Source organism: Anabaenopsis tanganyikae CS-531 (assembly GCF_029891675.1).
GTDB lineage: Bacteria > Cyanobacteriota > Cyanobacteriia > Cyanobacteriales > Nostocaceae > Anabaenopsis > Anabaenopsis arnoldii.
The window spans coordinates 1-22,549 of sequence record NZ_JANQDF010000115.1 but is presented as its reverse complement, the minus strand read 5'-3'; the positions used below and the strand labels follow the sequence as shown (position 1 = coordinate 22,549).

Here is a 22,549-nt window from a genome sequence, read left to right as displayed (position 1 = left end):
GCATCTACCAATTTAATCTGCGGGACACATCTGCCTTTTTCCGGAGAAAAGCATAAAAAAATCCCCTAACCGGTGTTAGCCAATCAGGGGAGTTAGTTATCAGGGTGCATCTACTAATTTAACGTCCGCGACACATCTGCCTTTTTCCGGAGAAAAGCATAAAAAAATCCCCTAACCGGTGTTAGCCAATCAGGGGAGTTAGTTATCAGGGTGCATCTACTAATTTAATATCCGTGACACATTTACGTCTTTCCGGAGGAAAGCATAAAAAAATCCCCTAACCGGTGTTAGCCAATCAGGGGAGTTAGTTATCAGGGTGCATCTACCAATTTAATCTGCGGGACACATCTGCCTTTTTCCGGAGAGAAGCATAAAAAAATCCCCTAACCGGTGTTAGCCAATCAGGGGAGTTAGTTATCAGGGTGCATCTACTAATTTAACGTCCGCGACACATTTACGTCTTTCCGGAGGAAAGCACAAAATAGAGCTAATCGCAGTTCAATGAATTAAATTTAGCTAGCCAGTGGGTAACTAATGGGGATAAACTTATAACCAAGGAACCGCAAAAATAACCCGGCTGAGAAACATTCAGTCGCAGAAAGCATCTAAAGTGTGAGAAGGAGCGAAAGTCTAGATCTGAAACTCAAAGTTTCAATTCGATTAAGGAGGCGAACAGGAAAAGTTGTGACCCAGGAATTTCATATTTCCGTAACCCCAGTAGGGCAAAATGACTACTTGGTGCGGACGGAACAAGTCGCGACTGGGGTGCCATTAGCAGAAGAACTGGTAACCTGGCCTGTAACTGAGTGGTTAGTATCTGCTGGACATCTGATGAATGACCCGCTCAAATCGGTGTTCCAGGGAAACGCGATCGCTAAAAACTCTTTTAATCTGGTGACATTGGGACAGCAATTGTACAATGCACTATTTCAAGGCACTATCAGAGACAGTTGGATTACTGCCCAAGGGATTGCCCAAAACCACCAAAAATTGCTGCACTTACGATTGGGGCTAAAAGATGTCAGGTTAGCACGTCTACCCTGGGAAGTGATGCACGCAGGCGATCGCCCTCTGGCTACTGGCCCTTATATTGCTTTTTCTCGCTACCAAACCGGAACAATGGCTGGATCTGGTTTGCCATTGAGAAGCAAATCAAAACTCCCAGAAATTGGAAAAGTCAAAGTCTTAATGGTACTAGCTTCTCCTCCGGATCAAGTCCGTCTTGATTTACTCAAACAAGAAGCTATCAACCTCCAGGAGGAACTTCAGCGTCAGAAAAGACGAAATGACAGAAGTGGCCATCATTTACCAGAGATTTCGCTGACCATACTAGATCAACCAGGGCGCGAAGAATTAACCCAAGCGTTAGAACAAGGGGGATACCAAATTCTACACTACTCTGGTCATAGTAGCCGAAGTCCCCAAGGTGGACAAATTTACCTTGTCAGTAGAAGAACTGGGTTAACGGAAACTCTGAGTGGTGATGATTTAGCAGGGTTGCTAGTTAACAATAATATTAAAATGGTTGTGTTTAATTCCTGTTGGGGAGCATACACAGCTACATCCGACCCGGGTGGGGACATGACGGCTCAAGGTAACTTGACGCAAAGCCTGGTGAGGCGAGGAATTGGCAGCGTGTTGGCTATGTCAGAACGCATTCCCGATGAAGTAGCACTAACGCTGACACAATTGTTTTACCACAAGCTCAGTCAGGGATGCCCTGTAGATTTGTGTGTCAATCTAGTACGCCAGGGATTAATTTCTACCTATGGTTCTCACCAGAACTACTGGGCTTTACCAATTTTATATCTCCAACAGGATTTTGATGGTTCGTTCTGTCCAGAAATATCTTTAAGTCCAGAATATTTAAGTGCGAAATCACTCAAAGAGTATATTCATCAGCCGCCTTTGAGGGAAAATCCTACTGCTATGTATGTTGCCATGACAAATGAGACAGACATAGTTTTACCCATTGATGAGATGATTTATTGTGGTTTAGCTGATGATTCTATACCAACACCACCCAACCTGTCAGATATAGACTGGCTAGGTGAAGAAACATGGGGCGACCTAGTAGATGAAATTGAGTCTGATGATGAGCCGGACTATGCGGAAGATTCGGCTTTAGTTTCAGATTTGTTTCGTCAGCTACATCAGGAAATTCCCTATCAGGAACCTGTACAAGGGATGAGAGATAACCAAGTTCGGGAATATTATCTGCCCCAAGATACTGCTTCTGAGAATGAGGAACTGAAATTAAGTGAAGAAACACTAGAATCCCCACCCCCGGCGGCTAAATATGTGGGACAAAACCGGAAGACTCTCACCCCAAGAAAATCATCACCCCGGCCGTGGCCTGTTATTGGTATAGTGGGTGTAAGTGTTATATGTATAATTATTAGCTTAATTGTTGTAGGAGAAAAACCACAAGAAACACCTATATCGGTTACACCGTCAATTGTTCCGGAGTCTGTACCTAGAGACATTCAGCCTGAAATCAACATTAAAAATGCCCCCACTGGAATCATAACTACTAAGGCTAAGGAAAAATTAGGCGGGGGTGACTTAGACGAAGGACTACGATGGATCACAGAACTACTCAATCGTGGTGAACTGACTGCTGCTGAAGCCTTACTGAATTTAGTTCCGCAAAACCAACTAGATGATTCATCTGTGAAGTTTTTAAAAGGGCGATTAGCATGGCAGTTTGTTCAGACTGGAAACCAGAAATACAGTATTAATGATGTCCGTCGTTATTGGGAAGGTGCGTTAGAATCTGAAGCAAATTCACCTTTATATAATAATGCTTTGGGATTTGCCCACTATGCAGACGGTAATCTCAATGAAGCTAATTCTTCTTGGTTCCAAGCCTTGAATTTAGCTCTTAATCAGCAAAGGATTGCCTCTACTGGACTTGTAACTATGAGTACGGAACTCACCGAAGAAGCTTTAACTTCCTATGCTGGATTAGCGCTGGGGATGTATACATCTGCATATAATCAACCTTCTATTAATAAACAAAGACAATATGTTAATGAGGCTGTGAAGTTGAGAGATATGGTAATCGCCAATCAACCAGTGAATTTCCAGAGTAATGAATTGATTCAGAATTGGTTGTGGTCAAAAGAAGCCCTGTCGAAGTGGCGATCGCTCCTGCAGGAAAAAGGTGAAGAAAATTGACGGTTACAATTTGACAGTTAACCGTCAAAATCCGGTCAAAAGTTAGGTTGAGGGATGGATTCTTCAGGACTAAGAAGCTGATAGCTGGACTGGGATAGTCTGAGATTGCAACTTTTCCAGTTGCGCCAGAACTTCTGTACTGTGAATTGAGGGGTTGACCTTCAGGAAAATCTCACGCAAAATTCCTTCGGGATCAATGATGAAACTATGGCGCATGGATACAACACCGAGCCAAGAACCATAAGCCTTACTCACAGCCCCAGTGGTATCAGCTAATAGGGGAAATTTCAACCCATGGGAATCACAAAATTCGGCGTGGGAATCAACATCATCGGCACTCACGCCAATAATCTGAACGTTTTTATTTATGTATTTGGGTAGGTCTTGCTGAAAACGACGAGCTTCAATAGTGCAACCGGAGGTAAAATCCTGGGGATAAAAATACAGGACTACCCACTTACCCCGCCAATCGGAAAGAGAAACTGTACCATCACCTGTATTGGTGGGCAAAGTAAACTCTGGTGCGGGCTGATTGATGGCCGGAAGTTTACCACCCATTGCATGGGCCGCTGGGGTAAGATGCAGCCAACTGATGAGGGCAAAACAGCTGACAAGTAATAGATTGAAAAAATTGCGCCGAGAAATCATGGTGCTGACCAAAATGACAACTTTACACAAGTTTACAATTCTTGGTTACCCTGGTGAGCTGCGGGTGGGATATCTGTGCTTTCAATATATTGGCTATCCAACAAAAAATTGCCCTTAGTAAAGTGTATAACCCAATATCCTCCGGGTTTTCGGTCAATTAATGTACCTTCTTCCCCTAAAGAAATCACATCAGGGGGGCGCAGCGTGGGCATGGGATCTGCGGTTTTGACGTAGGGCGGTAGTGCTACAACTCTGACCTTACTACCAATGGCGAATTCTGGAGTCATGTTTATCAAGCTAGGAGTCTTGACTAACTCATAACTCATAACTCCTAACTTTTACTAGGTATTGAGTTAATTTTTTATTCTCTATTTGGGAAATTGCCTTGCTGACGGCGCGATCGCATATTTTGGCGCATTTCCTGCATTTGTTGCCGTTGCTCTGGGGTCAGAAGTGCTAACATCTGTTGTTGAGAAGATTCCCGGATTTGGCGCATTTGGGTTTTCTGTTGTTCAGTTAGATTTAACTTAGCCCAACCCCATTTTCCTCGATTATCGGTCAATGTTGCTTTTTGTTCTGGGGTAAGAATTGCTTCGATTTGAGCGTGGGTGTTGCTTTTAATGGCTTGCATTTGAGCTTTTTGGGTATCTGTCAAATTCAAGCGCCGCCAACCCCAATCACCTTTTTGACCTCTTTGTGTTCTAGGTGTTTGTGCTACTTCTATGGGTGAAGAGGTTCTGGTTTGCGCTTGAACAGCAACAGGTATTGTAGTTACAGTTAAGGCAATTGCTGCAGCTAGTAGGGATAATGGTTTAAGTTTCATAATATCTCTTGTAGTATCTTGGCTTGATGTCACCATGATAATAAATCCCCTATGAAAGTGAGATGAGCATAAAGTCATGGTTACACCCATGACTAAAGTCACTAGGAGTAATGCAAAATATCATGGGTAATTCCCTGTACACTACGGTAAGCCTATAAAGTATCTGTATGAATCGCCCTATTACAATTAATAATCATCCTTTTCGGTTTTTGCTGTATTTGGAGTGGGTATTACTGGCGATCGCAGTTGTCCGCCAGTTTGTTTAACCGCTTAAGCTTAAGCGATCGCACTCAAGCGGCTATTGTGGCTAACAGATTTTTAGCTTATTTAGAGCCTTGTTAAAAATATTAACAATTCTCAAAAGATATTTTGCTCAATTAAATAATGCCAAACATTCATGCTTTAAAATCCCGCCTGTGATTTTAATATTTCTGAATGATTGAGTAATTACCTGTTCACAGGATATAAGAATTTGTGATTGATTCACCGAGACTAAATCTTGAATGGAAGCACCATAGACAATTTCAGATATCCCCGCCCACACGCAGGCCGTAGCACACATAGGACAAGGTTCACCAGTGGTATATATTGTATAACCTGCTAAGGAAGGGCTTTTAAGTTTAGCTGTTAAGCGGCGAATCACGTTAATTTCTGCATGGGCTGATGGGTCGCTATCTCGATTGACGGTATTATGAGCGACAGCGACAACTTCTTGGTTTTTAACAATTACAGCACCATAAGGAGCATCTCCTTTTTGAGCTTCTTGGAGTGCTAGGCGCATAAAATCTTCTGGTTGCATCGGAATTAGTCATTTATTAATGATAAATTCTCATCATATCCTATTTAACTTTTATTTGTCTTTTGTCAAAGGTGTTGAATATGTTAGTAAGCAGAAAACAAACAGAATTTTACTTAAAAGACCTAGAAACACCAACAGGTAAAGCGATTAATTTAACACTTATGGTTTTGGTGGTACTCTCATCAGGTATGTTTGTCGCTGAGACTTATAATATTCCTGAGGATATTCTCATGGATTTAAATGTTCTTGACATTGTAATCCTGATATTTTTTGCTGGAGAATATGCAGTGCGCCTGTGGAGTGCTGAAAATAAATTTAACTATATTTTTAGTTTTTACGCAACTATTGACTTAATAGCAATTTTAACATTTTTTATAGGGGGAGTTGATTTGAGGTTTATTCGCCTCTTGCGCTGTTTTAGAATTTTAAGGTTAATTAAATTAATAGATAGACCATTTTTATTTGGTACTATCACTACGGAAGATGGGGAAATATTAGCCAGAATTTTATTTACTTTATTTGCCATTATATTTATTTACTCTGGCTTAATTTATCAGGTAGAACATCCAGTCAACCCTGATGTTTTTGGCACATTTTTGGATGCGTTTTATTTTTCGGTGGTGACGATGACAACAGTGGGATTTGGGGATTTGACCCCGATTTCAGAATTAGGTCGCTTGCTGACAGTATTAATGATTTTGACAGGTATTTCTTTAATTCCTTGGCAAGTAGGGGACTTAATTAAGCGATTGGTGAAAAGTGCTAATCAGCTAGAAATAGTTTGTTCTGGTTGCGGTTTAGCATTCCATGATGTAGATGCTAAGTTTTGTAAACGGTGTGGGACTGAGTTACTCAAGGGTGAGTTGACAATCTGGGAATTGAACTGATAACAGGGGAAATTGCCCCTATAATGTTCGGTTATACTACTGTTGCGAGTACACAAAAGAATATAACCTCATAGGTAGTAGTCAAATGTCTAATTTAAACGCTGCCGTCGCTCTTCAATTAAGGGGTGAATACCTGTGTATCAATGGATCTTGCCAAGCCTGAGTGAAATTGTAGCTGCCAGTCAGGCAACTGTGGCTGAATGCTCACCAACCAAAGCAGAGCGACAGTGGCGGGTGAGTGTGGCTGCAACGGAACAACTACTGATCAACAGTTTAGCAACTGCTTCACTTGATGGGACTAAAGGCTTAGTATTAGCAGCACCAGCACCTTTATTTACTCAGGCAAAATTAAATCAGAGCTTGCAAAGTGTCACATTTACAGCGCAGCCATTTAACCCCTTGGCATTGATGCCATTTCAGAGGCCTGGTGTGATTGCTACAGGAGGTCAAGAAATGGCTCCCCAGAAAACAGTACTACCTTTACTACCAGCAGATCCACTGGTAAGAGAGAGATTTTGCTTAGTTTTTACAGAAAAATTGAGATTAGTGTTGGTTTTGGCAGAAGATCACAGAGGTAATAAAACATTTTCATTTTCCTTTGAGCCGGAAGTGGTAGAGCAAGCTTGGCGATCGCTGAGTGCGAGGGTAATGCTGAGTAATCCAGAATTTAGCGCCGAACTGGAGACATTAGTTGAAAACTATGCTGCAATCACACCAGATTACCGGATGATCATGGAGTTTAGCAGGTTGTTACTGGAGGAATTAACAGCATTCCCCGCCAATAAAGAAGTATTAGAAGAGACTGCAGATGCTGAAAAGGAAAGGGTAGCCCCCAAGCCATCCCCAGTACCCGATGTAGAATTACTCCAAGCTTTTGCTCACGAAGTGCGGACACCTTTAACGACTATTCGCACCCTGACTCGCTTACTACTCAAACGGCAAGATTTACCAGCTAAAGTTACTAATCGCTTAGAAATTATTGATCACGAGTGTACCGAGCAAATTGACCGCATGGAGTTATTGTTTAAAGCCGCAGAATTAGAAACTTCTCCGGCGGTGAAATCTGCAAGTAGTCAACTCACACCCATGTCCTTAGATCAGGTACTGCGGCAGAGTGTCCCTCGTTGGCAACAAGCGGCACATCGGCGAAATTTGACTTTAGATGTAGTTTTACCGCAGCAATTACCAACAGTGGTGAGTAATCCCAATATGTTAGATCAGGTACTCACGGGGTTGATGGAGAATTTCACCCGCAGTTTACCCCCAGGAAGTCATATTCAAGTGCAGGTGATTCCAGCGGGGGATCAACTGAAGTTACAATTATCACCCCAATTACATTGTCAAGGTACTAGCGTGGCCACGGGTAATGTTACACCACCAATTCGCAAGGCCTTGGGGCAATTACTGATGTTTCAACCCGAAACCGGTACGATTACTTTAAATCTTGCTGCCACAAAGCATCTATTTCAGGCTATTGGCGGTAAACTGATTGTCCGCCAACGCCAACACTACGGAGAAGTTTTAACTATTTTCTTACCTTTGGAAGTCAGCAGTAAGAAGAAGCTAGGTGTTTGATTTTGAGATCAACGGGTCTTGAGTCTTTCTTGTAAAGCTTCCCGTGCGTGTTCTCGGTCGTCAAAGTGGATTTTTTCAGTGCCGAGAATTTGGTAGTCTTCGTGACCTTTACCAGCTAATAAGACTCCATCGCCGGGTTGGGCTTGTAAAATGGCAGTGCGAATAGCTGTAGCGCGATCGCATATTACTATTGGTTGAGCCGTATGAGGAATTCCTGCTAAAACATCTTGTAAAATCCGTTCTGGGTCTTCTGTCCGGGGATTATCTGAGGTGACAACGGCTATATCTGCTAATTCGGCGGCAATTTTACCCATTTTAGGGCGCTTAGTGCGATCGCGATCGCCTCCACAGCCAAACACGCAGATCATCTTCCCGGGAATAAACGGCCGTGCTGCTTTGAGCAAATTTTCCAAACTATCAGGGGTGTGGGCATAATCCACAATTACGGTGATTTCTTTTTCAGGACTAAGTACGCGTTCCATGCGTCCGGGAACCCCAGGAAACTGTGGTATAGCCGCAGCCAGCAAGTGTAAATCTAGTCCTAAATGTAAAACCGCACCCACAGCTGCCAAAAGATTCTCTAAATTATACTGCCCCACCAAAGGAGAACGAAAAGCCACATTACCCGTTGGGGTATGTAAGATACCGCTGACACCATTAGGTTCGTACATTAAATTACTCATGTACAAATCGGCGCTGTGATTATTAACACTGTAACTCCACACCTGTCCTGATATACTTAGAGACGCAATTAAACGCTGACCGTAGGCATCATCAGCATTAATTATTGCGCGTCCCTTGAGATATTCGGGAGTAAATAATAAAGCCTTGGCAGCAAAATAATCCTCCATATCCCTGTGATAGTCCAAATGGTCTTGAGTGAGATTAGTAAACACCCCCACCTCAAACTCACACCCTAAAACTCGACCTTGGGCTAAAGCATGGGAACTAACTTCCATGCTACCAAACTCACAACCGGCATTCACGGCTGCTGCTAGCTGTTCTTGTAATTCCACTGCAAAGGGTGTGGTGTGGAGGGCAGTTTGTTCAAAACCAGGCCAACGAGTGTAAAGAGTTCCCATCAAAGCCACAGGTAGATGAGCTTGACTGAGGAAAAATTCCACTAAATGACTAGTAGTAGTTTTACCATTAGTGCCAGTTACACCCACCAGCTGGAGTTTTTTGCCTGGATGACCGTAAAAAGCTGCCGCTAATTGGGCGCAGGCTTTAGTCATATCCGCAGCACTGACAACCACAGCCCCTTGTGTGGGAGGATTGTTTTGTAATGCTTGGGGTGAAACAATGGCCGCTACAGCACCGGAGGCGATGGCGCTGGGCCAAAAATCCCCACCATCTACCCGGGTTCCCGGCATTCCAATGAATAAATCACCCATACTACAAGCATGAGAATTAGTCTTTAAGCCCTTGACTTCTACATCAGGGACAAAAGAGTAATTAACACCATCCACAACCGCCAGTAGTTCACGCAATTTCATTTTAGTGCACCTCGTCACACAAATCTCTTGCGCTTATTCTGCATTATTTTTTTCTAAATGGATAAATACTTACCCAACATTTGGGCTAACTGCTGCACACTAGCACGGGGAGAAGGACGTGGTAAACGCTCCTCAATTACCCCTCCCTCGGTGTCTTCTGCTCCTGTGTGGTTACATAAACAAAGAACCGGTATTTCATACTGATAAGCCAAGAACCAGTCTTCACGAGTGGTAATATCCCGAACTTCTAACTCACAATTGAGGTTTTCGAGTTGTTCTAACTTTTCTTGTAAACCCTCACACAAATGACATCCGGGCTTGCTGTATAAAATCAATCGCATTTTCTGAAAACATTGATAGCTTGGTTAAACTCTATCTTAACGGAGCGGATTCAGATTACTCTGGCTAGCAGATACACCCTCAAACCTGACGCTCTTTGTTTGAGCGATAATATAAGGCAATTGGTGATCTAATTTCATCTATCTTTCGGCTAATCTTGAGCATTGGGGGTAATTGGGAATGGGGAATGGGGAAAAAAGTAAAACCCCAAGACTGGGAATACCTGGGGTTTTCAACCTGACCATACTTATAGTTTTAATATAAAATTCCCGGCAATTCTCCAGGTTAATTGACATAAATATCTCAGTTTTGTCGTGAAATGTTTGCTGGTCAACGGGATGTTTATGGTAGTGGTAAATACCAATTCATCTTTGTGATATAATTACAATTATCGCCAGATAATTACCGGAAATTTTCAAAGACAATCAGCAGATACTAGAGTTGTCACATAAATTCTAAGTTTGGCTCTATTGTCATCTGGAGAATGAATAAATAAAAAGATATAATTTCGCTATTTATGTCTAAAATTACAGTTTTAAGTACTTGATTTATTTGGGAAAATCCAGAAGAATAAAAGCATCATGATCCAACATGATTGTAGCCAATAAAAGTGACAGAAAGCCTACTTAATGCCCGCGCCTGTGGGCATTTTTCATTAGTAACAGTGGGGTTTGTGATTTCCGTCCCCTTGGGGGAATGTGGTGATTATTACGCAAATAATACTTTTATGAGATTAATTTATACAAACTTTAAAAAATTGGAATAGTCCTCTTCCATGGGTGTGTAATAATGAACTGATTTCAAGAGAGGATATTTTGTTTATGGGTTTATTTGTGGCGAAAAAACTGGTAGTGTACCGCGTTGAGATTCCGAAAATATTGATGATGCTGATGTAGTTTTACCCAGACTGCAAAAAAGGAAAAAGGCTGATGACTCAGGACGGGGGTCGATTACAGTTAAGTGAACCAGTGATTAAGCAAGGTAAGAAATACCAATTTTTATTAATTTCTTCAACCAAAAGCGATGGCCTGATTGAACCAGGAGATTTAATAGATTTAGAGTTACCATCTGGTATTGATACTACTGCTGGTGTGGTAATTTCTGGACGCGCCCCCATTTGGTTGTATGCTTACCTAACTGACAAACTACAGTTTACGGCTTGGGTAGCTTGTTATGAACCGCATTTAGGTGCGGTGGTGGTAGCAACTAACTGTGATGTGGTTGACATTGGGGAAGTAATTGATATACATCCCCCTTATTGTTACCACCAGCAATTATGTCCAGCGTTAATGATTGTCGGACCACCAAATAGTGGTAAAAGTGTGTTTTCTCATGCTTTGTTTACAGCTTTGTCTGGTGAAACTCCTGATATATATCTGCAACGCGCCCGTTGGGATGGTGAGGGTAATTACCTGTTAGATTTGGGTACGGAGGCTGTTAATAGGGGCGATCGCGGTTCTTTGACAGATGAGTTTTTCCCCTACCATTCTCAGGTTATCCTTCAGTTACGACGGGAGAAGTCTTTGGTAATTGTGGATGTGGGGGGGGTGGAACAACCGCAAAAGTTACCGATTTTAGAGGCTTGTAGTCATTATCTGATTATCAGTTGCCATAGTCAAGCTATTGATGCTTGGCATGAATTTTGTGGCGAGCGTGGTAATTTAAAACCCATCGGTGTGATTAATAGTGTGCTGACTCCCATGGAAATCATTCATCAGCAGAAACCCTATTTAGAAATGACTGCTGGGCCGTGGATACCGGGAGAACCTGCTGCTGTTCCCCAAGCTTTTTTAAAACGGTTGAGAAGATTAATACTTTTAAATAAATAAATTCACATTAATCTAACCTAGGGGAGTGTCAAATGCAAGATACTGGTTTTATGACAATGGCGATCGCTTGGTGTTTGGCTTGGGGAAATGAGTTTTACAGCAAATGCAACAGGCTTTAAACTGAAAACTAACCTTCCTGAGATAAATAATTAACTACTCGTGAAAATTCCTCAGTTAAAAAATCTGAGCCGGTGGTGATGTAAATCTGTAATAACTCTTGGTAAAACCAGAGAGTACCCTCTTTACCAAATTGGAACTCCTGCCATATCTTACTACCATATTGGCGAGAATCTGCAAGTAATGATCTGGCATTATGTAACTTATCTGCTTTTACCGTTAATTTTGGGGTGTTGATCATTTTCTTGACCCAGATAGAGCAAATATTCAGCGGCGACATCAGCGCCGATACTTTGGCGTAAATCTAGAGGCATAATAACTTCAGCTTTTGGTCGCCAGGCGCGTATACGCATACTGACGTTGTAATCTAGATGGCGATATTGCACACGGTAGTAAGCATCTTGTGAGGAGCGCTGATTGAGAACTTGCAGTAATGCTTGTTGTTCGAGTACTGATGTATGTTGTTGAATTAAATATTTTGCTTCCTGATAGGTAACGGCCTCAAAGGTCCGATGACGAACAGTATCCCGAATGTAGCGGTCATGGTGGTCTCGGTCAAATCGCAACAGCATCAGTCGGGAGGGTAAATAAAAATCAAATCCCCAAGCTTGAGACATTTCCCGTTCAATTTCATCGGGACTGGGTAAATTACCGTTGTAGTAGCGTTGTTGTAAAACCTGGGGAATAGATGGATTTGTCCAGTCTATGGGTGTAATATGGTGAATCCGGTCTAGTCGATAGTTATACCAATCAGTTTTGCGGTCAGGACTTTCGCCTAAGGCGCAAAGGTAAACTGCTCGTTGGACATAATAGATACATACTGGGTAAACTATAGATTGCACAGTGTGTTTAAGTCTGGCGCTGTTGTAAGTTAATTCTAGAGGTGGTACTGGCTCTTGTTCCCAGATTTCCCGTAATTGATGTTGCCAATCATCAACTAAGTCTATAGTCTTACGGGGGATTACATAGTCAAGTTGAAAGCAAAATCGCTGTACGCTACGGATCATCTGGGCATGATTTTGAGCGATCGCGGCTAAATCTTCTTGATTGAGAAAGTTCAATTCGTCGCTAGTCCCAGATGTGGTGATCATGGGACGAGAGGGGAATTTTTTGACCCGATGATATTTCTGTTGTCGATATTCTAACCATCCTATTTCGGCGAGAATTTCTAGGTCTGCTTGTAAGGAACGACGTGTAACGCCAAATAGTCTTTGTTGTAATATTTCATTTAATTTAGGTTCAGAAATACCAGTGTGAGTTAACAGGGACTTTTGCCATTGTGATTTGACAATTCCCGCTTGTAATAACCATGTAGCAGTGGTTTTACTACAAGGACAATTTACATCATGTAACTGAGGAATTGCTTCCCCTTTGGGGTGGGTGGAAGTAAAAAAAGCATCCCGCCACTGAGCAAAGGTAAAGGAATTACTCAGCGCTAAGGGGTCTTGTCCATACAAATAACGTAACCACACCCATAAACGAATTGCTCTGGGGAGGTTTTGTTTGAGAGAACCGCGTGCTAACCATTGCAGCAGTTCTATTTGGGGAGTGTCTACAAAAGTTGGCTTAAACACTGATTGAGTAGATTCATTGCTAAGACCAGCATACAACATATTGGAATTGGCTGCTTCCACTGGGATGTATGATATACCTATTGACCCAACAGTGTGCACAGATGACTAGTTATAGAATTGCTTTGAAAGAGAACATTTTGCGGGTGAGTTTTGGGGAAACTGCTCAAAATGACCAAATTATTCAGGATGCTGCGGCGCGACTGCAGGAAATGCAAGATTCAGAGGAACTAGGAGGTGGTCCACTGTTGAGGATTAATGGACCTATTTCTGTACCGGTGGCGTTTGTTTTAGCTCATAAACTGGCTCATCTTTATGGTGCGATCGCTTGTTTTGACCCCAAGTTAGGTAAATATGTGGTTTGTATTACACATAATCCTGAGTATAAATTGGGCGATTTGATTAAGTGAGAGATTAAAGTTATGACTAGCTATCACATTAGTCTGGATGAGGATGTGTTAAAGGTGAGGTTTGGTAAACCTGCTCACGGTGACCAAATTGTTAGGGATGCGGGAGCGCGTTTAGATCAAATGCTTGCATCGGGGGAAATTACGGGGGGAAAATTACTTAAGATTGATGGACCTGCTTCTGTGGCGGTAAGTTATCTCATCTCTCATAAGATATCTCAATTGTATGGTGCGATCGCCATTTTTGACCCCAAAATTGGTAAGCCAGGATATAAAACTTACATTGTTGTTGCTACCCATACTCCAGCTTATCGGTTGGGTGAAGTGATTGAAACCAGTGAAACCCACAAAAGTAAACAAAATCTCAAAGTTGTATTGTGTGGTCCGCCCCAATCTGGTAAATCTTGTCTGCGTAAAGGTTTGAAACAGGCAATTGGCAATATTCCCGGCGCACCTTATCCTTATGTGATTACTGCTTGTCCAGATGGGGAAGGTGCTTGGTTTTCCGATGCTGCGCGGCGAGATATTGATTTAGCCAGAAAACTAAAACAAGACTACAAGGCTAAGTTTACCCCAGAGTTTGCCATTAAAGCGGCGGGCTGGGTACGGAGTGCCAATACACCACTAAATATCATTGATGTGGGTGGTAAAATTACACCAGAAAATCGGCTGATTATGCGTGAAGCTACTCATGCGGTGATTTTAGCTGGGGATAAGGGTAAGGAGGAAGTTCCCCTTTGGGAAGAGTTTTGTCGTGATTTAAATATACAGATTGTTGCTAATCTTTATAGTGACTACGATGGTAAGGAAGATAAAATTTTTACAAAATCTCCTTTGCTAACTGGTAGTATTCATCACCTGGAACGGGGAGAAGATGTTTCTTCTCGTCCCATGGTACAGGCTTTGGCGCAGGTTTTGGTGGGGTTGTGTAGAAGAGAGTAAGTTAGCAAGCTTACTACTCAAACTTATTTGGATATGGGACAAACTTCTGTAAAAAAAAATAAGAATCAAGGATTAAATATTATGAAGGCGATTTCATTTCTCGGCTTTAATAAAAGAGGTTATCAAGAAACTACTTACCTTAATCCCATTGCTCCTGGGGAATATAAAACTAAATTTATTCAAGAAGCTTTAGTAGAATTTTACCAACCTGATACTCTTTATGTTTTATTGACGAATACAGCAGCTACAGGTATTCCAGATAATGAGACGGAATCTAGTTGGGAAACACTCAAGAAGAAACTTGGCGATAAAGTTAATTTACAACCAATAAATAATGTACCTGAAGGACACAGTACCTCAGATATCTGGAAACTATTTGAAATGTTAACGGACTGTTTAGAAGAGGGTGATAGAGTAGTATTTGACATTACAAATGGCTTTCGTTCTCTACCTGTTTTAGCATTAATTGCTGTTAGTTATTTACGTGTTGTCCGTCAAGTCGAGATTCAAGGCCTAATATATGGTGCATTTGATGCCAAAACTAATAATAAAACCCCTATATTTGACCTTTTACCCATAGTTAGCTTATTGGAGTGGACGACTGCTACTGACCAGTTCATTAAAACAGGAAATGGACAAGCATTAGCAAGCTTACTTGATCAAGGTGACTCTACAGCTAAGGATTTAGCAGTCAGTATCGAAGGAATTGCACAAGGTTTACAGCTTTTACGTCCCATGGATGTTATTCAAGAATCAGCAATATTACCTGAACGTATTGCAGCAGCAGCACCAATGGTTTCTCAAACTGTACCACCATTTGCAGCTTTGTTGCAGCGTGTAGAAAAAGATTATGGTAGTTTTGGCTTGTTTAACTCAACAGATTATCGCTATTACCCACAATCATCTTTATTACGACAACTGAAAATTGTCGAGTGGTACGCGGCGAAAGGACAAATTGTTCAAGCCTTATCTATGGCGCGGGAATGGCTACCTTCTTTGTTATGTTATCACTTTCAGTTAGATCCATTAGATAAAGGATATAGGGAGGAAATGGAACTATTATTAACTGGAGGTAAAATTAAGGATAAAGATGGTATCCTTATTAAGGAATCTCAATATCTGGTAGAATGGTCTAATATTCCCAAGGAAAAAAAGAAACAATTAAACAGACTTTGGGGTGGTGAATTAAACTTGGCTAATCTGCGTAATGATGTGTTACACGCAGGATTTCGGAAAAATCCTAAAAATGCCCAAAATATTTTGCATCAAACGGAATTGATTATTAAGGAACTTGAAGCCATTGCAAAGGTCTGGAATTTGCAGGATGAAACTGTGTAAAACTACTTCTGAGTTAATGATCTAGAAATGCCTGATTTTGCCGTTATAATTTATACTCTGGTGGGCGATCGCTCCCCATCCTGATTTGGGGATAATTTTCAGGAAAGATTAATCTCATCTGGTTAATTGTGGGATATAATGATAACGGTTATCATTATTTTACGGCTATGGTTAGTTCAATCATCCGGTCTGAGGAGAAACTGCACCAGCAAGACCATGAACAGCTCATCAGGATTCGTCACACCTGCGCCCACATTTTGGCTATGGTTGTACAGAAGCTATTTTCAGGGACTAAGGTAGCAACTGGACCGGTGACAGAAACAGGCTTTTATTATGATTTTGATGCTCCTGTGAGTTTTACCCCGGAGGACTTGGAAAAAATTACCTTGGAAATGCGGCGGGTTATTCAGGCTAATTTACCCATCATCCGCGAAGAGGTACAACGTGGGGAAATTCAAACAGAAATTACTAACTTGGGGGAAACTTACAAAGGGGATATTTTAGCACGCATCCCCCTAGATGAAATTATTACCCGTTATTTTATCGGTAGTCCTGATGTTCCTGTGCAGCCTGAACCGTCATTATTTACAGTTGCATCAGGGGGGATGGTTAATCATAACTCTTGGTGGGACTTGTGCGCTGGACCCCATATCAACTTTACCGGGGAAATTCACCCCGATGCTTTTAAATTATTAAATGTGGCGGGTGCATATTGGCAAGGTGATGAAACTCAGCCGATGCTACAACGCATTTATGGTACAGCTTGGGAAACTCCAGAAGATTTACAAGCTTATTTAAAACAACGAGAGGAAGCATTACGGCGTGACCACAGAAAACTCGGTCAAGATTTGAATTTATTTAGTATTCAAGAAGATGCTGGTGGTGGGTTAGTTTTTTGGCATCCTAAAGGGGCGCAAATCCGCCATATCATTGAAGATTACTGGAAGCGATCGCACTTAGAAGCCGACTATCAACTACTATATACCCCCCATGTAGCTAATTTGGAACTGTGGAAAACATCGGGTCACTTTGATTTCTATAGAGAAAATATGTTTGATTCCATTGATGTGGAACAACAAGCATATCAACTCAAACCGATGAATTGTCCTTTCCACGTCCTCACCTATAAGCATCAACTCCACTCCTACCGAGAGCTACCCATTCGGATGTGTGAACTGGGTACTGTTTATCGTTATGAACGTTCTGGTGCTTTACACGGTTTGATGCGGGTAAGGGGATTTACTCAAGATGATGGTCATATTTTCTGTTTACCTGCACAAATAGCACCGGAAATTCTGGGAGTTTTAAATCTCACAGAACAGATTTTGTCAGACTTTGGCTTTACTAATTACGAAGTTAATTTATCTACCCGTCCTGAGAAATCAGTGGGAAATGATCATGTTTGGGAGTTAGCTACTGCTGCACTTAAACAAGCATTAGATACTAAGGGTTGGGACTATCTTATTGATGAAGGTGGTGGGGCGTTTTATGGCCCTAAAATCGACATTAAAATTAAAGATGCCATTGGTCGTAGTTGGCAATGTTCCACTATTCAAGTTGATTTTAACTTACCGGAACGCTTTAATATGGAATATGTTACCCCAGAAGGCGATCGCCAAAGACCAATTATGATTCATCGGGCTATCTTTGGTTCTTTAGAGCGATTTTTTGGGATATTAATCGAAAACTATGCTGGGGATTTTCCTCTATGGTTAGCACCAGTACAAATCAGACTTTTACCCGTTAGTGATGATGTCCGCGAATATGCGCAATCTGTCGCTACTACTTTCAAACAGTCCGGGATGCGGGTAGAAGTAGATTATAGTGGTGAACGACTGGGTAAGCAAATCCGCACAGCTGAATTAGAAAAAATCCCCGTAGTGGCGGTTATCGGTAAAAAGGAAGTGGAAAATCAGACTTTGAGTATCCGCACTAGACAAAATGGCGATTTAGGTGTATTGACCATCGATGAAATTTTACCACGGCTACAGGAAGCGATCGCTTCTAAGGGCTTAATCTAGATTTTTCACTCTTTGTGCGGATAATCCTTTCAATCCTGAAAATTATACATCTTATGGGGTTGGTATTCTACCCCCCAGGAATGACAAAACTTACTTGATCACCAACACAGATCATATGACTAGTTTCACACCATCTCAAACAAACATTATATCGGAGATTCCTAAGCGGGGAATGCCGGTAACTCTGATTACTGGATTTTTAGGAAGTGGTAAAACTACACTCCTAAATCAAATCCTCAAAAATAAACAAGATTTAAAAGTTGCTGTTTTGGTGAATGAATTTGGGGATATTAATATTGATAGCCAATTGCTGGTTTCTATAGATGAAGACATGATGGAACTCAGTAATGGTTGTATTTGTTGTACCATTAATGATGGTTTGGTTGATGCTGTTTATCGGGTATTAGAAAGAGAAGACCGTATTGACTATTTGGTGATTGAAACTACTGGGGTAGCTGACCCGCTACCGATTATCCTCACGTTTTTAGGTACGGAACTCAGAGATTTAACTAACCTCGATTCTATTATTACTTTGGTGGATGCAGAAGCTTTTGACGCTGAACATTTTCAAAGTGAATCGGCTTTGAAGCAAATCACGTATGGTGATATTATTCTTCTCAATAAGGTTGACTTGGCAACTCCTGCTAAACTTCAAGAAGTGGAAGACTACATCTATGAGGTCAAAGCTGGGGCAAAAATTTTGCACACTCAATATGGAGAGGTGCCGTTACCATTACTTTTAGATACAGATTTAACACCTAAACAAGATTATCTCTCAATTGTAGAAGAAGATGAACACAAGGGGCATGATCACCATCATCACCATCATCACCATGAACATCACCATCATCACTCAGATCATTTAGATAATGATGGGTTTGTTTCTATTTCCTTCCAGAGCGATCGCCCCTTTGATGTTCACAGGTTTGAAGCTTTTCTGACTGAGGAAATGCCACCGGGTGTATTTCGTGCTAAAGGTATACTGTGGTTTGATGATAGTGATTTACGCCATATTTTTCAACTCAGCGGACCACGTTATAATTTACACGCTGACAACTGGTGTAGTCCACGTAAAAATCAACTCGTTTTTATTGGGAGAAATTTGAACCCTAGTGAAATTAACTCTCATTTGCATAAATGTTTGATATGATGAGAGGGTGTAAAGTTATGTTACACTCATTCATGAGTCAGGGTAAGTCAGCGGTAAATCACAACCGACATCTGAACAACTGACCACTTCAGTAAAACATTCCTTATAAAACTCAAAAAATGACTTTATCGATTCGTCCCGATCTAACTTCTGCCGATCAGGTACTATCGTCTTTAGTTGCTCAAAAGCAACCAAAAGTAACAGAAGCAGAAATGATGCAGGCTGTACGGACTTTGTTGATTGGATTAGGTGAAGATCCAGACCGCGAAGGACTCAAAGACACTCCCAAAAGAGTGATGAAAGCCTTGAAATTTCTTACAAAGGGATACACTGAATCTTTGGATGAACTGCTCAATGGTGCAGTATTTACAGAAGACGCCAATGAAATGGTGTTGGTTCGGGACATCGATATTTTCAGTTCCTGTGAGCATCATATCCTACCGATCATTGGCCGCGCTCACGTGGCTTATATACCTAATGGTAAAGTCATCGGTTTATCTAAAATAGCCCGCATTTGCGAAATGTACGCCCGACGTTTACAAGTACAGGAACGTCTGACTACCCAAATTGCTGACGCATTGCAAAGACTACTCAAACCCCAAGGTGTGGCGGTAGTAGTGGAAGCAACCCATATGTGTATGGTGATGCGCGGGGTGCAAAAACCCGGTTCTTGGACTGTTAGCAGTGCTATGCGGGGAATTTTCGCTGAAGATGGTCGGACTCGCGAAGAATTTATGAATTTAATCCGCCATAGTGCTAACTTTCATTAAATAGTTATCATAGGGCTGTATCTATATAGCTGCGGTAGTAAGTGTAGAGATGGGAGAATTCTTGTCTCTACATAATCAAAATAGAATGTAACTGAATATACCATAAAAAGTATTTTTGCTTAAGTATTAAATAAATTGATTAAATACTCTAATGTGAAAATTCAGTGAGGAGAGAAACTATGGTAATTTCAGAATTACAATTTAATAGTCAAGGATTAATTCCGGCGATCGCCCAAGACTATAAAGATGGTACGGTGTTAATGATGGCGTGGATGAATCAGGAATCCCTAGAAAAAACCCTCGCCACAGGTGAAGCACATTACTGGAGTCGCTCGCGTTCCCAATTGTGGCACAAAGGGGCTACATCTGGGCACATTCAAAAAGTCAAAGAATTTTTGTATGACTGTGACGGCGACACTATCTTGATCAAAGTTGAGCAAATCGGTGACATTGCTTGTCACACAGGGGCGAGAAGCTGTTTCTTTAATTCTGTACAAATGACTAATTACTAATTAATTATGACCCTGACCATCTACAATACCCTCACCCATAAAAAAGAACCATTCCAACCCCAAGAACCTGGTAAGGTGAAAATGTATTGCTGTGGTGTCACGGTATACGATTACTGTCATCTGGGTCATGCACGCTCTTATATAGGTTGGGACGTAGTACGCCGGTATTTTCAATGGCGCGGTTACGAGGTTGAATATGTGCAGAACTTTACCGACATTGATGATAAAATTCTTAACCGCGCTAATTTAGAAGGAACTTCCATGGAGGAAGTTTCCCAACGCTACATAGATGCTTACTTTGAGGATATCAGACGGTTAAATGTGATGGATGCTTCAGCATATCCCCGTGTAACGGAAAATATCAGCAGTATTCACCAATTAATTCAGGAATTAGAAAAAAAAGGTTATGCCTACGCCACCAATGGTGATGTTTATTACAATGTGCATAAATTCTGTGAATATGGTAAACTGTCAGGGCGGGATGTGTCAGATATGCAAGCCGGGGCTAGTGGGCGGGTAGATGTAGAAGACCCATCAGGACAGAAAAAACAAAACTCGGCGGATTTTGCTCTGTGGAAAGGGGCTAAACCGGGGGAGCCAGCATGGAGTTCACCTTGGGGTTCAGGTCGTCCAGGATGGCACATTGAATGTTCGGCTATGGTCAGGTCATTACTAGGGGATACTATTGATATTCACGGCGGTGGTGGTGATTTAGTATTCCCCCACCATGAAAATGAAATCGCCCAATCGGAAGTGGTGACTGGTAAACCGTTGGCGCGTTACTGGATACACAATGGTATGGTAACGGTGAATGGTGAGAAAATGTCTAAGTCTTTGGGGAATTTTACCACAATTCGAGAGTTGCTGGATCAAGGTGTTGACCCGATGGTGGTAAGATTGTTTATCCTACAGGGACACTATCGCCGCCCTTTGGATTTTACTAAAGAGGCGATCGCCTCGGCGGAAAATGCCTGGAAAACCCTCAAGGAAGGGTTACTGTTTGGCTATCAGTACGGTGACAAGCTGGGACTGGAAACCGGGAAAGAGTTAATCCCTAATCCCTATATCGAGAGTTTTCAAGGGTCTATGGATGATGACTTTAATACACCGGGAGGATTGGCGGTTTTATTTGAACTGGCTAAGGAGTTACGCCGTCAAAGCAATCTGTTAACTCACCAAGGAAAAACAGACCTGACCCCAGGAGAAATTCAGCAGCAATGGCAAACTTTAGTCACCTTAGCTGGGGTATTAGGACTGGAAGCAGCACCAGAAGCCCCCACTGTCGCCCCTAGCAGGTTAACTGATGGGGAAATTGAAGTTTTAATCCAACAGCGACAAACAGCCCGTAAATCTAAGAATTTTGCGGAAGGCGATCGCATTCGTCAAAAATTACAGGAACTCGGCGTTACTTTAATCGATCAACCAGATGGTACGACTCGTTGGCATTCCTGATTAAGATTTACTTAAATCGTAAGATTTAATCGGATAATCTCAGCAGTCAGGATCGTTTTAGATTGTTTTACAAGGAACCCCGATGAATAAAAAGACTATACTGAGTTTACTTTCTACTCCCATGCTAGTTAGCTCAATTCTCGCTATGGGAGCAATGGCAAATCAAGCCCAGGCCGCAGAAACAGAACCAGACAACACAGACAAACTCAGCTGCATACAAAATGACCATATATGGCGTCCTGTGTGTGTGAGAGCTTCTGTATTGGCTAAAATCCCTGAATATCAACCCGGAGTAGAGTTTTCTAGCGATGAAAATGAAGTTCCCTTGCTAGGGTTTAATATTGAAGAAAGTGATATGGCGGTTGACTTATTTAACTGTGACTGTCCACAGTGTATTAATGCTTTGCGTCAAATGCGCGGTATGTCACCCTTAGTTTATTAGACATCTGTTGAAAAACTCTCCCCTTTCCTTGCTAAGGAGAGGGGTTGGGTAATTGAGGATGAGGAAAACTCTTGAGAGTTCCCAGAGGTTGTTTGTCAATTCATGATTAGTGTATCGAATATTATTTGACCCCACCCCCTTCCTTACAAGGGTAGGTTTTTAATATGATCTGTGAAGGCAAGACTACCGAAGACAAGGAAGGAAAGTGGACAAGGAAGATTTTATACGGACAATGGTCTTTTAATGGGCTA

Annotated in this window: 20 protein-coding genes and 1 pseudogene; 13 read left to right on the top strand and 8 right to left on the bottom strand. The window is 41.7% G+C overall.

What is annotated here, in order from left to right; translation table 11 throughout:
- Window positions 1–684: 684 nt before the first annotated feature.
- The gene (gene hetF, locus NWP22_RS11745; RefSeq protein WP_271731303.1) at window positions 685–3,180 is read left to right on the top strand and encodes a cell division protein HetF; all 2,496 of its coding nucleotides are present in this window, start codon (window positions 685–687) and stop codon (window positions 3,178–3,180) included.
- A 69-nt stretch (window positions 3,181–3,249) separates the two neighbouring features.
- Here the strand turns inward: hetF and NWP22_RS11740 are convergent, their stop codons facing one another.
- The 4 genes from NWP22_RS11740 to NWP22_RS11725 form a co-directional block, all read right to left on the bottom strand.
- Entirely contained in the window at window positions 3,250–3,828 is a 579-nt protein-coding gene (locus tag NWP22_RS11740; RefSeq protein WP_271731305.1) for a peroxiredoxin, read from the bottom strand.
- Window positions 3,829–3,860: 32 nt separating this feature from the next.
- The gene (sipA, locus tag NWP22_RS11735; protein ID WP_271731306.1) at window positions 3,861–4,115 is read right to left on the bottom strand and encodes a regulatory protein SipA; all 255 of its coding nucleotides are present in this window, start codon (window positions 4,113–4,115) and stop codon (window positions 3,861–3,863) included.
- Between the two features lie 74 nt (window positions 4,116–4,189).
- The gene (locus tag NWP22_RS11730; RefSeq protein WP_271731327.1) at window positions 4,190–4,651 is read right to left on the bottom strand and encodes a P pilus assembly/Cpx signaling pathway, periplasmic inhibitor/zinc-resistance associated protein; all 462 of its coding nucleotides are present in this window, start codon (window positions 4,649–4,651) and stop codon (window positions 4,190–4,192) included.
- 373 nt (window positions 4,652–5,024) lie between these two features.
- Window positions 5,025–5,450 carry a nucleoside deaminase gene (locus NWP22_RS11725; RefSeq protein ID WP_271731307.1) on the bottom strand — a complete coding sequence of 142 codons (426 nt, stop codon included), beginning with the start codon at window positions 5,448–5,450 and terminating at the stop codon, window positions 5,025–5,027.
- Window positions 5,451–5,530: 80 nt separating this feature from the next.
- Between NWP22_RS11725 and NWP22_RS11720 the strand changes: the two genes are divergently transcribed.
- Together NWP22_RS11720 and NWP22_RS11715 are read left to right on the top strand one after the other, a co-directional pair.
- Window positions 5,531–6,337, top strand: coding sequence for an ion transporter (locus NWP22_RS11720; RefSeq protein WP_271731308.1), 807 nt, complete (start codon window positions 5,531–5,533; stop codon window positions 6,335–6,337).
- Between the two features lie 135 nt (window positions 6,338–6,472).
- Window positions 6,473–7,912, top strand: a complete 1,440-nt coding sequence (locus tag NWP22_RS11715) for a sensor histidine kinase (protein WP_271731309.1) — start codon at window positions 6,473–6,475, stop codon at window positions 7,910–7,912.
- A gap of 8 nt (window positions 7,913–7,920) precedes the next feature.
- On the opposite strand, the gene NWP22_RS11710 is transcribed toward NWP22_RS11715, so the two are convergent.
- Both NWP22_RS11710 and NWP22_RS11705 read right to left on the bottom strand, forming a co-directional pair.
- On the bottom strand, window positions 7,921–9,408 hold the full coding sequence (locus tag NWP22_RS11710; protein WP_271731310.1) for a UDP-N-acetylmuramoyl-L-alanyl-D-glutamate--2,6-diaminopimelate ligase: 1,488 nt from the start codon (window positions 9,406–9,408) through the stop codon (window positions 7,921–7,923).
- A 33-nt stretch (window positions 9,409–9,441) separates the two neighbouring features.
- Window positions 9,442–9,749, bottom strand: a pseudogene (locus NWP22_RS11705) (glutaredoxin family protein).
- Window positions 9,750–10,676: 927 nt separating this feature from the next.
- Here NWP22_RS11705 and crn3 point away from each other — a divergent pair.
- A complete protein-coding gene (crn3, locus tag NWP22_RS11700; protein WP_280801915.1) occupies window positions 10,677–11,576 on the top strand; it encodes a CRISPR-associated ring nuclease Crn3/Csx3 in 900 nt (299 codons plus the stop codon).
- Between the two features lie 127 nt (window positions 11,577–11,703).
- On the opposite strand, the gene NWP22_RS11695 is transcribed toward crn3, so the two are convergent.
- Window positions 11,704–11,934, bottom strand: coding sequence for a hypothetical protein (locus NWP22_RS11695; RefSeq protein WP_271731314.1), 231 nt, complete (start codon window positions 11,932–11,934; stop codon window positions 11,704–11,706).
- Window positions 11,897–13,327: a TIGR03985 family CRISPR-associated protein gene (locus NWP22_RS11690; protein WP_342393877.1), complete on the bottom strand. Its 1,431-nt coding sequence runs from the start codon at window positions 13,325–13,327 to the stop codon at window positions 11,897–11,899. The genes NWP22_RS11695 and NWP22_RS11690 overlap by 38 nt, the downstream gene beginning before the upstream one ends.
- Window positions 13,328–13,368: 41 nt before the next feature.
- Here NWP22_RS11690 and NWP22_RS11685 point away from each other — a divergent pair, with 41 nt between their 5' ends.
- The 9 genes from NWP22_RS11685 to NWP22_RS11645 all read left to right on the top strand — a co-directional run bounded on the left by NWP22_RS11685 (window position 13,369) and on the right by NWP22_RS11645 (window position 22,298).
- Complete coding sequence (locus NWP22_RS11685; RefSeq protein ID WP_271731315.1) at window positions 13,369–13,674, top strand: CRISPR-associated protein Csx3; 306 nt, start codon at window positions 13,369–13,371, stop codon at window positions 13,672–13,674.
- A gap of 12 nt (window positions 13,675–13,686) precedes the next feature.
- Window positions 13,687–14,613 (top strand): CRISPR-associated protein Csx3, encoded by a 927-nt coding sequence (locus NWP22_RS11680; RefSeq protein ID WP_280801914.1) that lies wholly within the window; start codon window positions 13,687–13,689, stop codon window positions 14,611–14,613.
- Between the two features lie 81 nt (window positions 14,614–14,694).
- Complete coding sequence (gene csx2 / locus NWP22_RS11675; RefSeq protein ID WP_271731317.1) at window positions 14,695–15,951, top strand: TIGR02221 family CRISPR-associated protein; 1,257 nt, start codon at window positions 14,695–14,697, stop codon at window positions 15,949–15,951.
- Window positions 15,952–16,118: 167 nt separating this feature from the next.
- Window positions 16,119–17,972 carry a threonine--tRNA ligase gene (gene thrS, locus NWP22_RS11670; protein ID WP_271731318.1) on the top strand — a complete coding sequence of 618 codons (1,854 nt, stop codon included), beginning with the start codon at window positions 16,119–16,121 and terminating at the stop codon, window positions 17,970–17,972.
- Between the two features lie 115 nt (window positions 17,973–18,087).
- Window positions 18,088–19,122, top strand: coding sequence for a CobW family GTP-binding protein (locus tag NWP22_RS11665; RefSeq protein WP_280801913.1), 1,035 nt, complete (start codon window positions 18,088–18,090; stop codon window positions 19,120–19,122).
- A gap of 119 nt (window positions 19,123–19,241) precedes the next feature.
- Entirely contained in the window at window positions 19,242–19,892 is a 651-nt protein-coding gene (gene folE / locus NWP22_RS11660; RefSeq protein WP_271731320.1) for a GTP cyclohydrolase I FolE, read from the top strand.
- A 164-nt stretch (window positions 19,893–20,056) separates the two neighbouring features.
- Window positions 20,057–20,404 (top strand): phosphoribosyl-AMP cyclohydrolase, encoded by a 348-nt coding sequence (gene hisI / locus NWP22_RS11655; RefSeq protein WP_271731321.1) that lies wholly within the window; start codon window positions 20,057–20,059, stop codon window positions 20,402–20,404.
- Between the two features lie 6 nt (window positions 20,405–20,410).
- Window positions 20,411–21,856 carry a cysteine--tRNA ligase gene (gene cysS, locus NWP22_RS11650; protein WP_271731322.1) on the top strand — a complete coding sequence of 482 codons (1,446 nt, stop codon included), beginning with the start codon at window positions 20,411–20,413 and terminating at the stop codon, window positions 21,854–21,856.
- An 82-nt stretch (window positions 21,857–21,938) separates the two neighbouring features.
- Complete coding sequence (locus NWP22_RS11645; protein WP_271731323.1) at window positions 21,939–22,298, top strand: hypothetical protein; 360 nt, start codon at window positions 21,939–21,941, stop codon at window positions 22,296–22,298.
- Window positions 22,299–22,549: the final 251 nt, after the last annotated feature.

What these genes read in the sequence shown, in the direction of transcription:
- NWP22_RS11740 (WP_271731305.1), bottom strand. Translation starts at nt 3,828, where the DNA reads ATGATTTCTCGGCGCAATTTTTTCAATCTATTACTTGTCAGCTGTTTT.
- sipA (WP_271731306.1), bottom strand. Translation starts at nt 4,115, where the DNA reads ATGACTCCAGAATTCGCCATTGGTAGTAAGGTCAGAGTTGTAGCACTA.
- NWP22_RS11730 (WP_271731327.1), bottom strand. Translation starts at nt 4,651, where the DNA reads ATGAAACTTAAACCATTATCCCTACTAGCTGCAGCAATTGCCTTAACT.
- NWP22_RS11725 (WP_271731307.1), bottom strand. Translation starts at nt 5,450, where the DNA reads ATGCAACCAGAAGATTTTATGCGCCTAGCACTCCAAGAAGCTCAAAAA.
- NWP22_RS11720 (WP_271731308.1), top strand. Translation starts at nt 5,531, where the DNA reads ATGTTAGTAAGCAGAAAACAAACAGAATTTTACTTAAAAGACCTAGAA.
- NWP22_RS11710 (WP_271731310.1), bottom strand. Translation starts at nt 9,408, where the DNA reads ATGAAATTGCGTGAACTACTGGCGGTTGTGGATGGTGTTAATTACTCT.
- crn3 (WP_280801915.1), top strand. Translation starts at nt 10,677, where the DNA reads ATGACTCAGGACGGGGGTCGATTACAGTTAAGTGAACCAGTGATTAAG.
- NWP22_RS11695 (WP_271731314.1), bottom strand. Translation starts at nt 11,934, where the DNA reads ATGATCAACACCCCAAAATTAACGGTAAAAGCAGATAAGTTACATAAT.
- NWP22_RS11685 (WP_271731315.1), top strand. Translation starts at nt 13,369, where the DNA reads ATGACTAGTTATAGAATTGCTTTGAAAGAGAACATTTTGCGGGTGAGT.
- NWP22_RS11680 (WP_280801914.1), top strand. Translation starts at nt 13,687, where the DNA reads ATGACTAGCTATCACATTAGTCTGGATGAGGATGTGTTAAAGGTGAGG.
- csx2 (WP_271731317.1), top strand. Translation starts at nt 14,695, where the DNA reads ATGAAGGCGATTTCATTTCTCGGCTTTAATAAAAGAGGTTATCAAGAA.
- thrS (WP_271731318.1), top strand. Translation starts at nt 16,119, where the DNA reads ATGGTTAGTTCAATCATCCGGTCTGAGGAGAAACTGCACCAGCAAGAC.
- NWP22_RS11665 (WP_280801913.1), top strand. Translation starts at nt 18,088, where the DNA reads ATGACTAGTTTCACACCATCTCAAACAAACATTATATCGGAGATTCCT.
- folE (WP_271731320.1), top strand. Translation starts at nt 19,242, where the DNA reads ATGACTTTATCGATTCGTCCCGATCTAACTTCTGCCGATCAGGTACTA.
- cysS (WP_271731322.1), top strand. Translation starts at nt 20,411, where the DNA reads ATGACCCTGACCATCTACAATACCCTCACCCATAAAAAAGAACCATTC.
- NWP22_RS11645 (WP_271731323.1), top strand. Translation starts at nt 21,939, where the DNA reads ATGAATAAAAAGACTATACTGAGTTTACTTTCTACTCCCATGCTAGTT.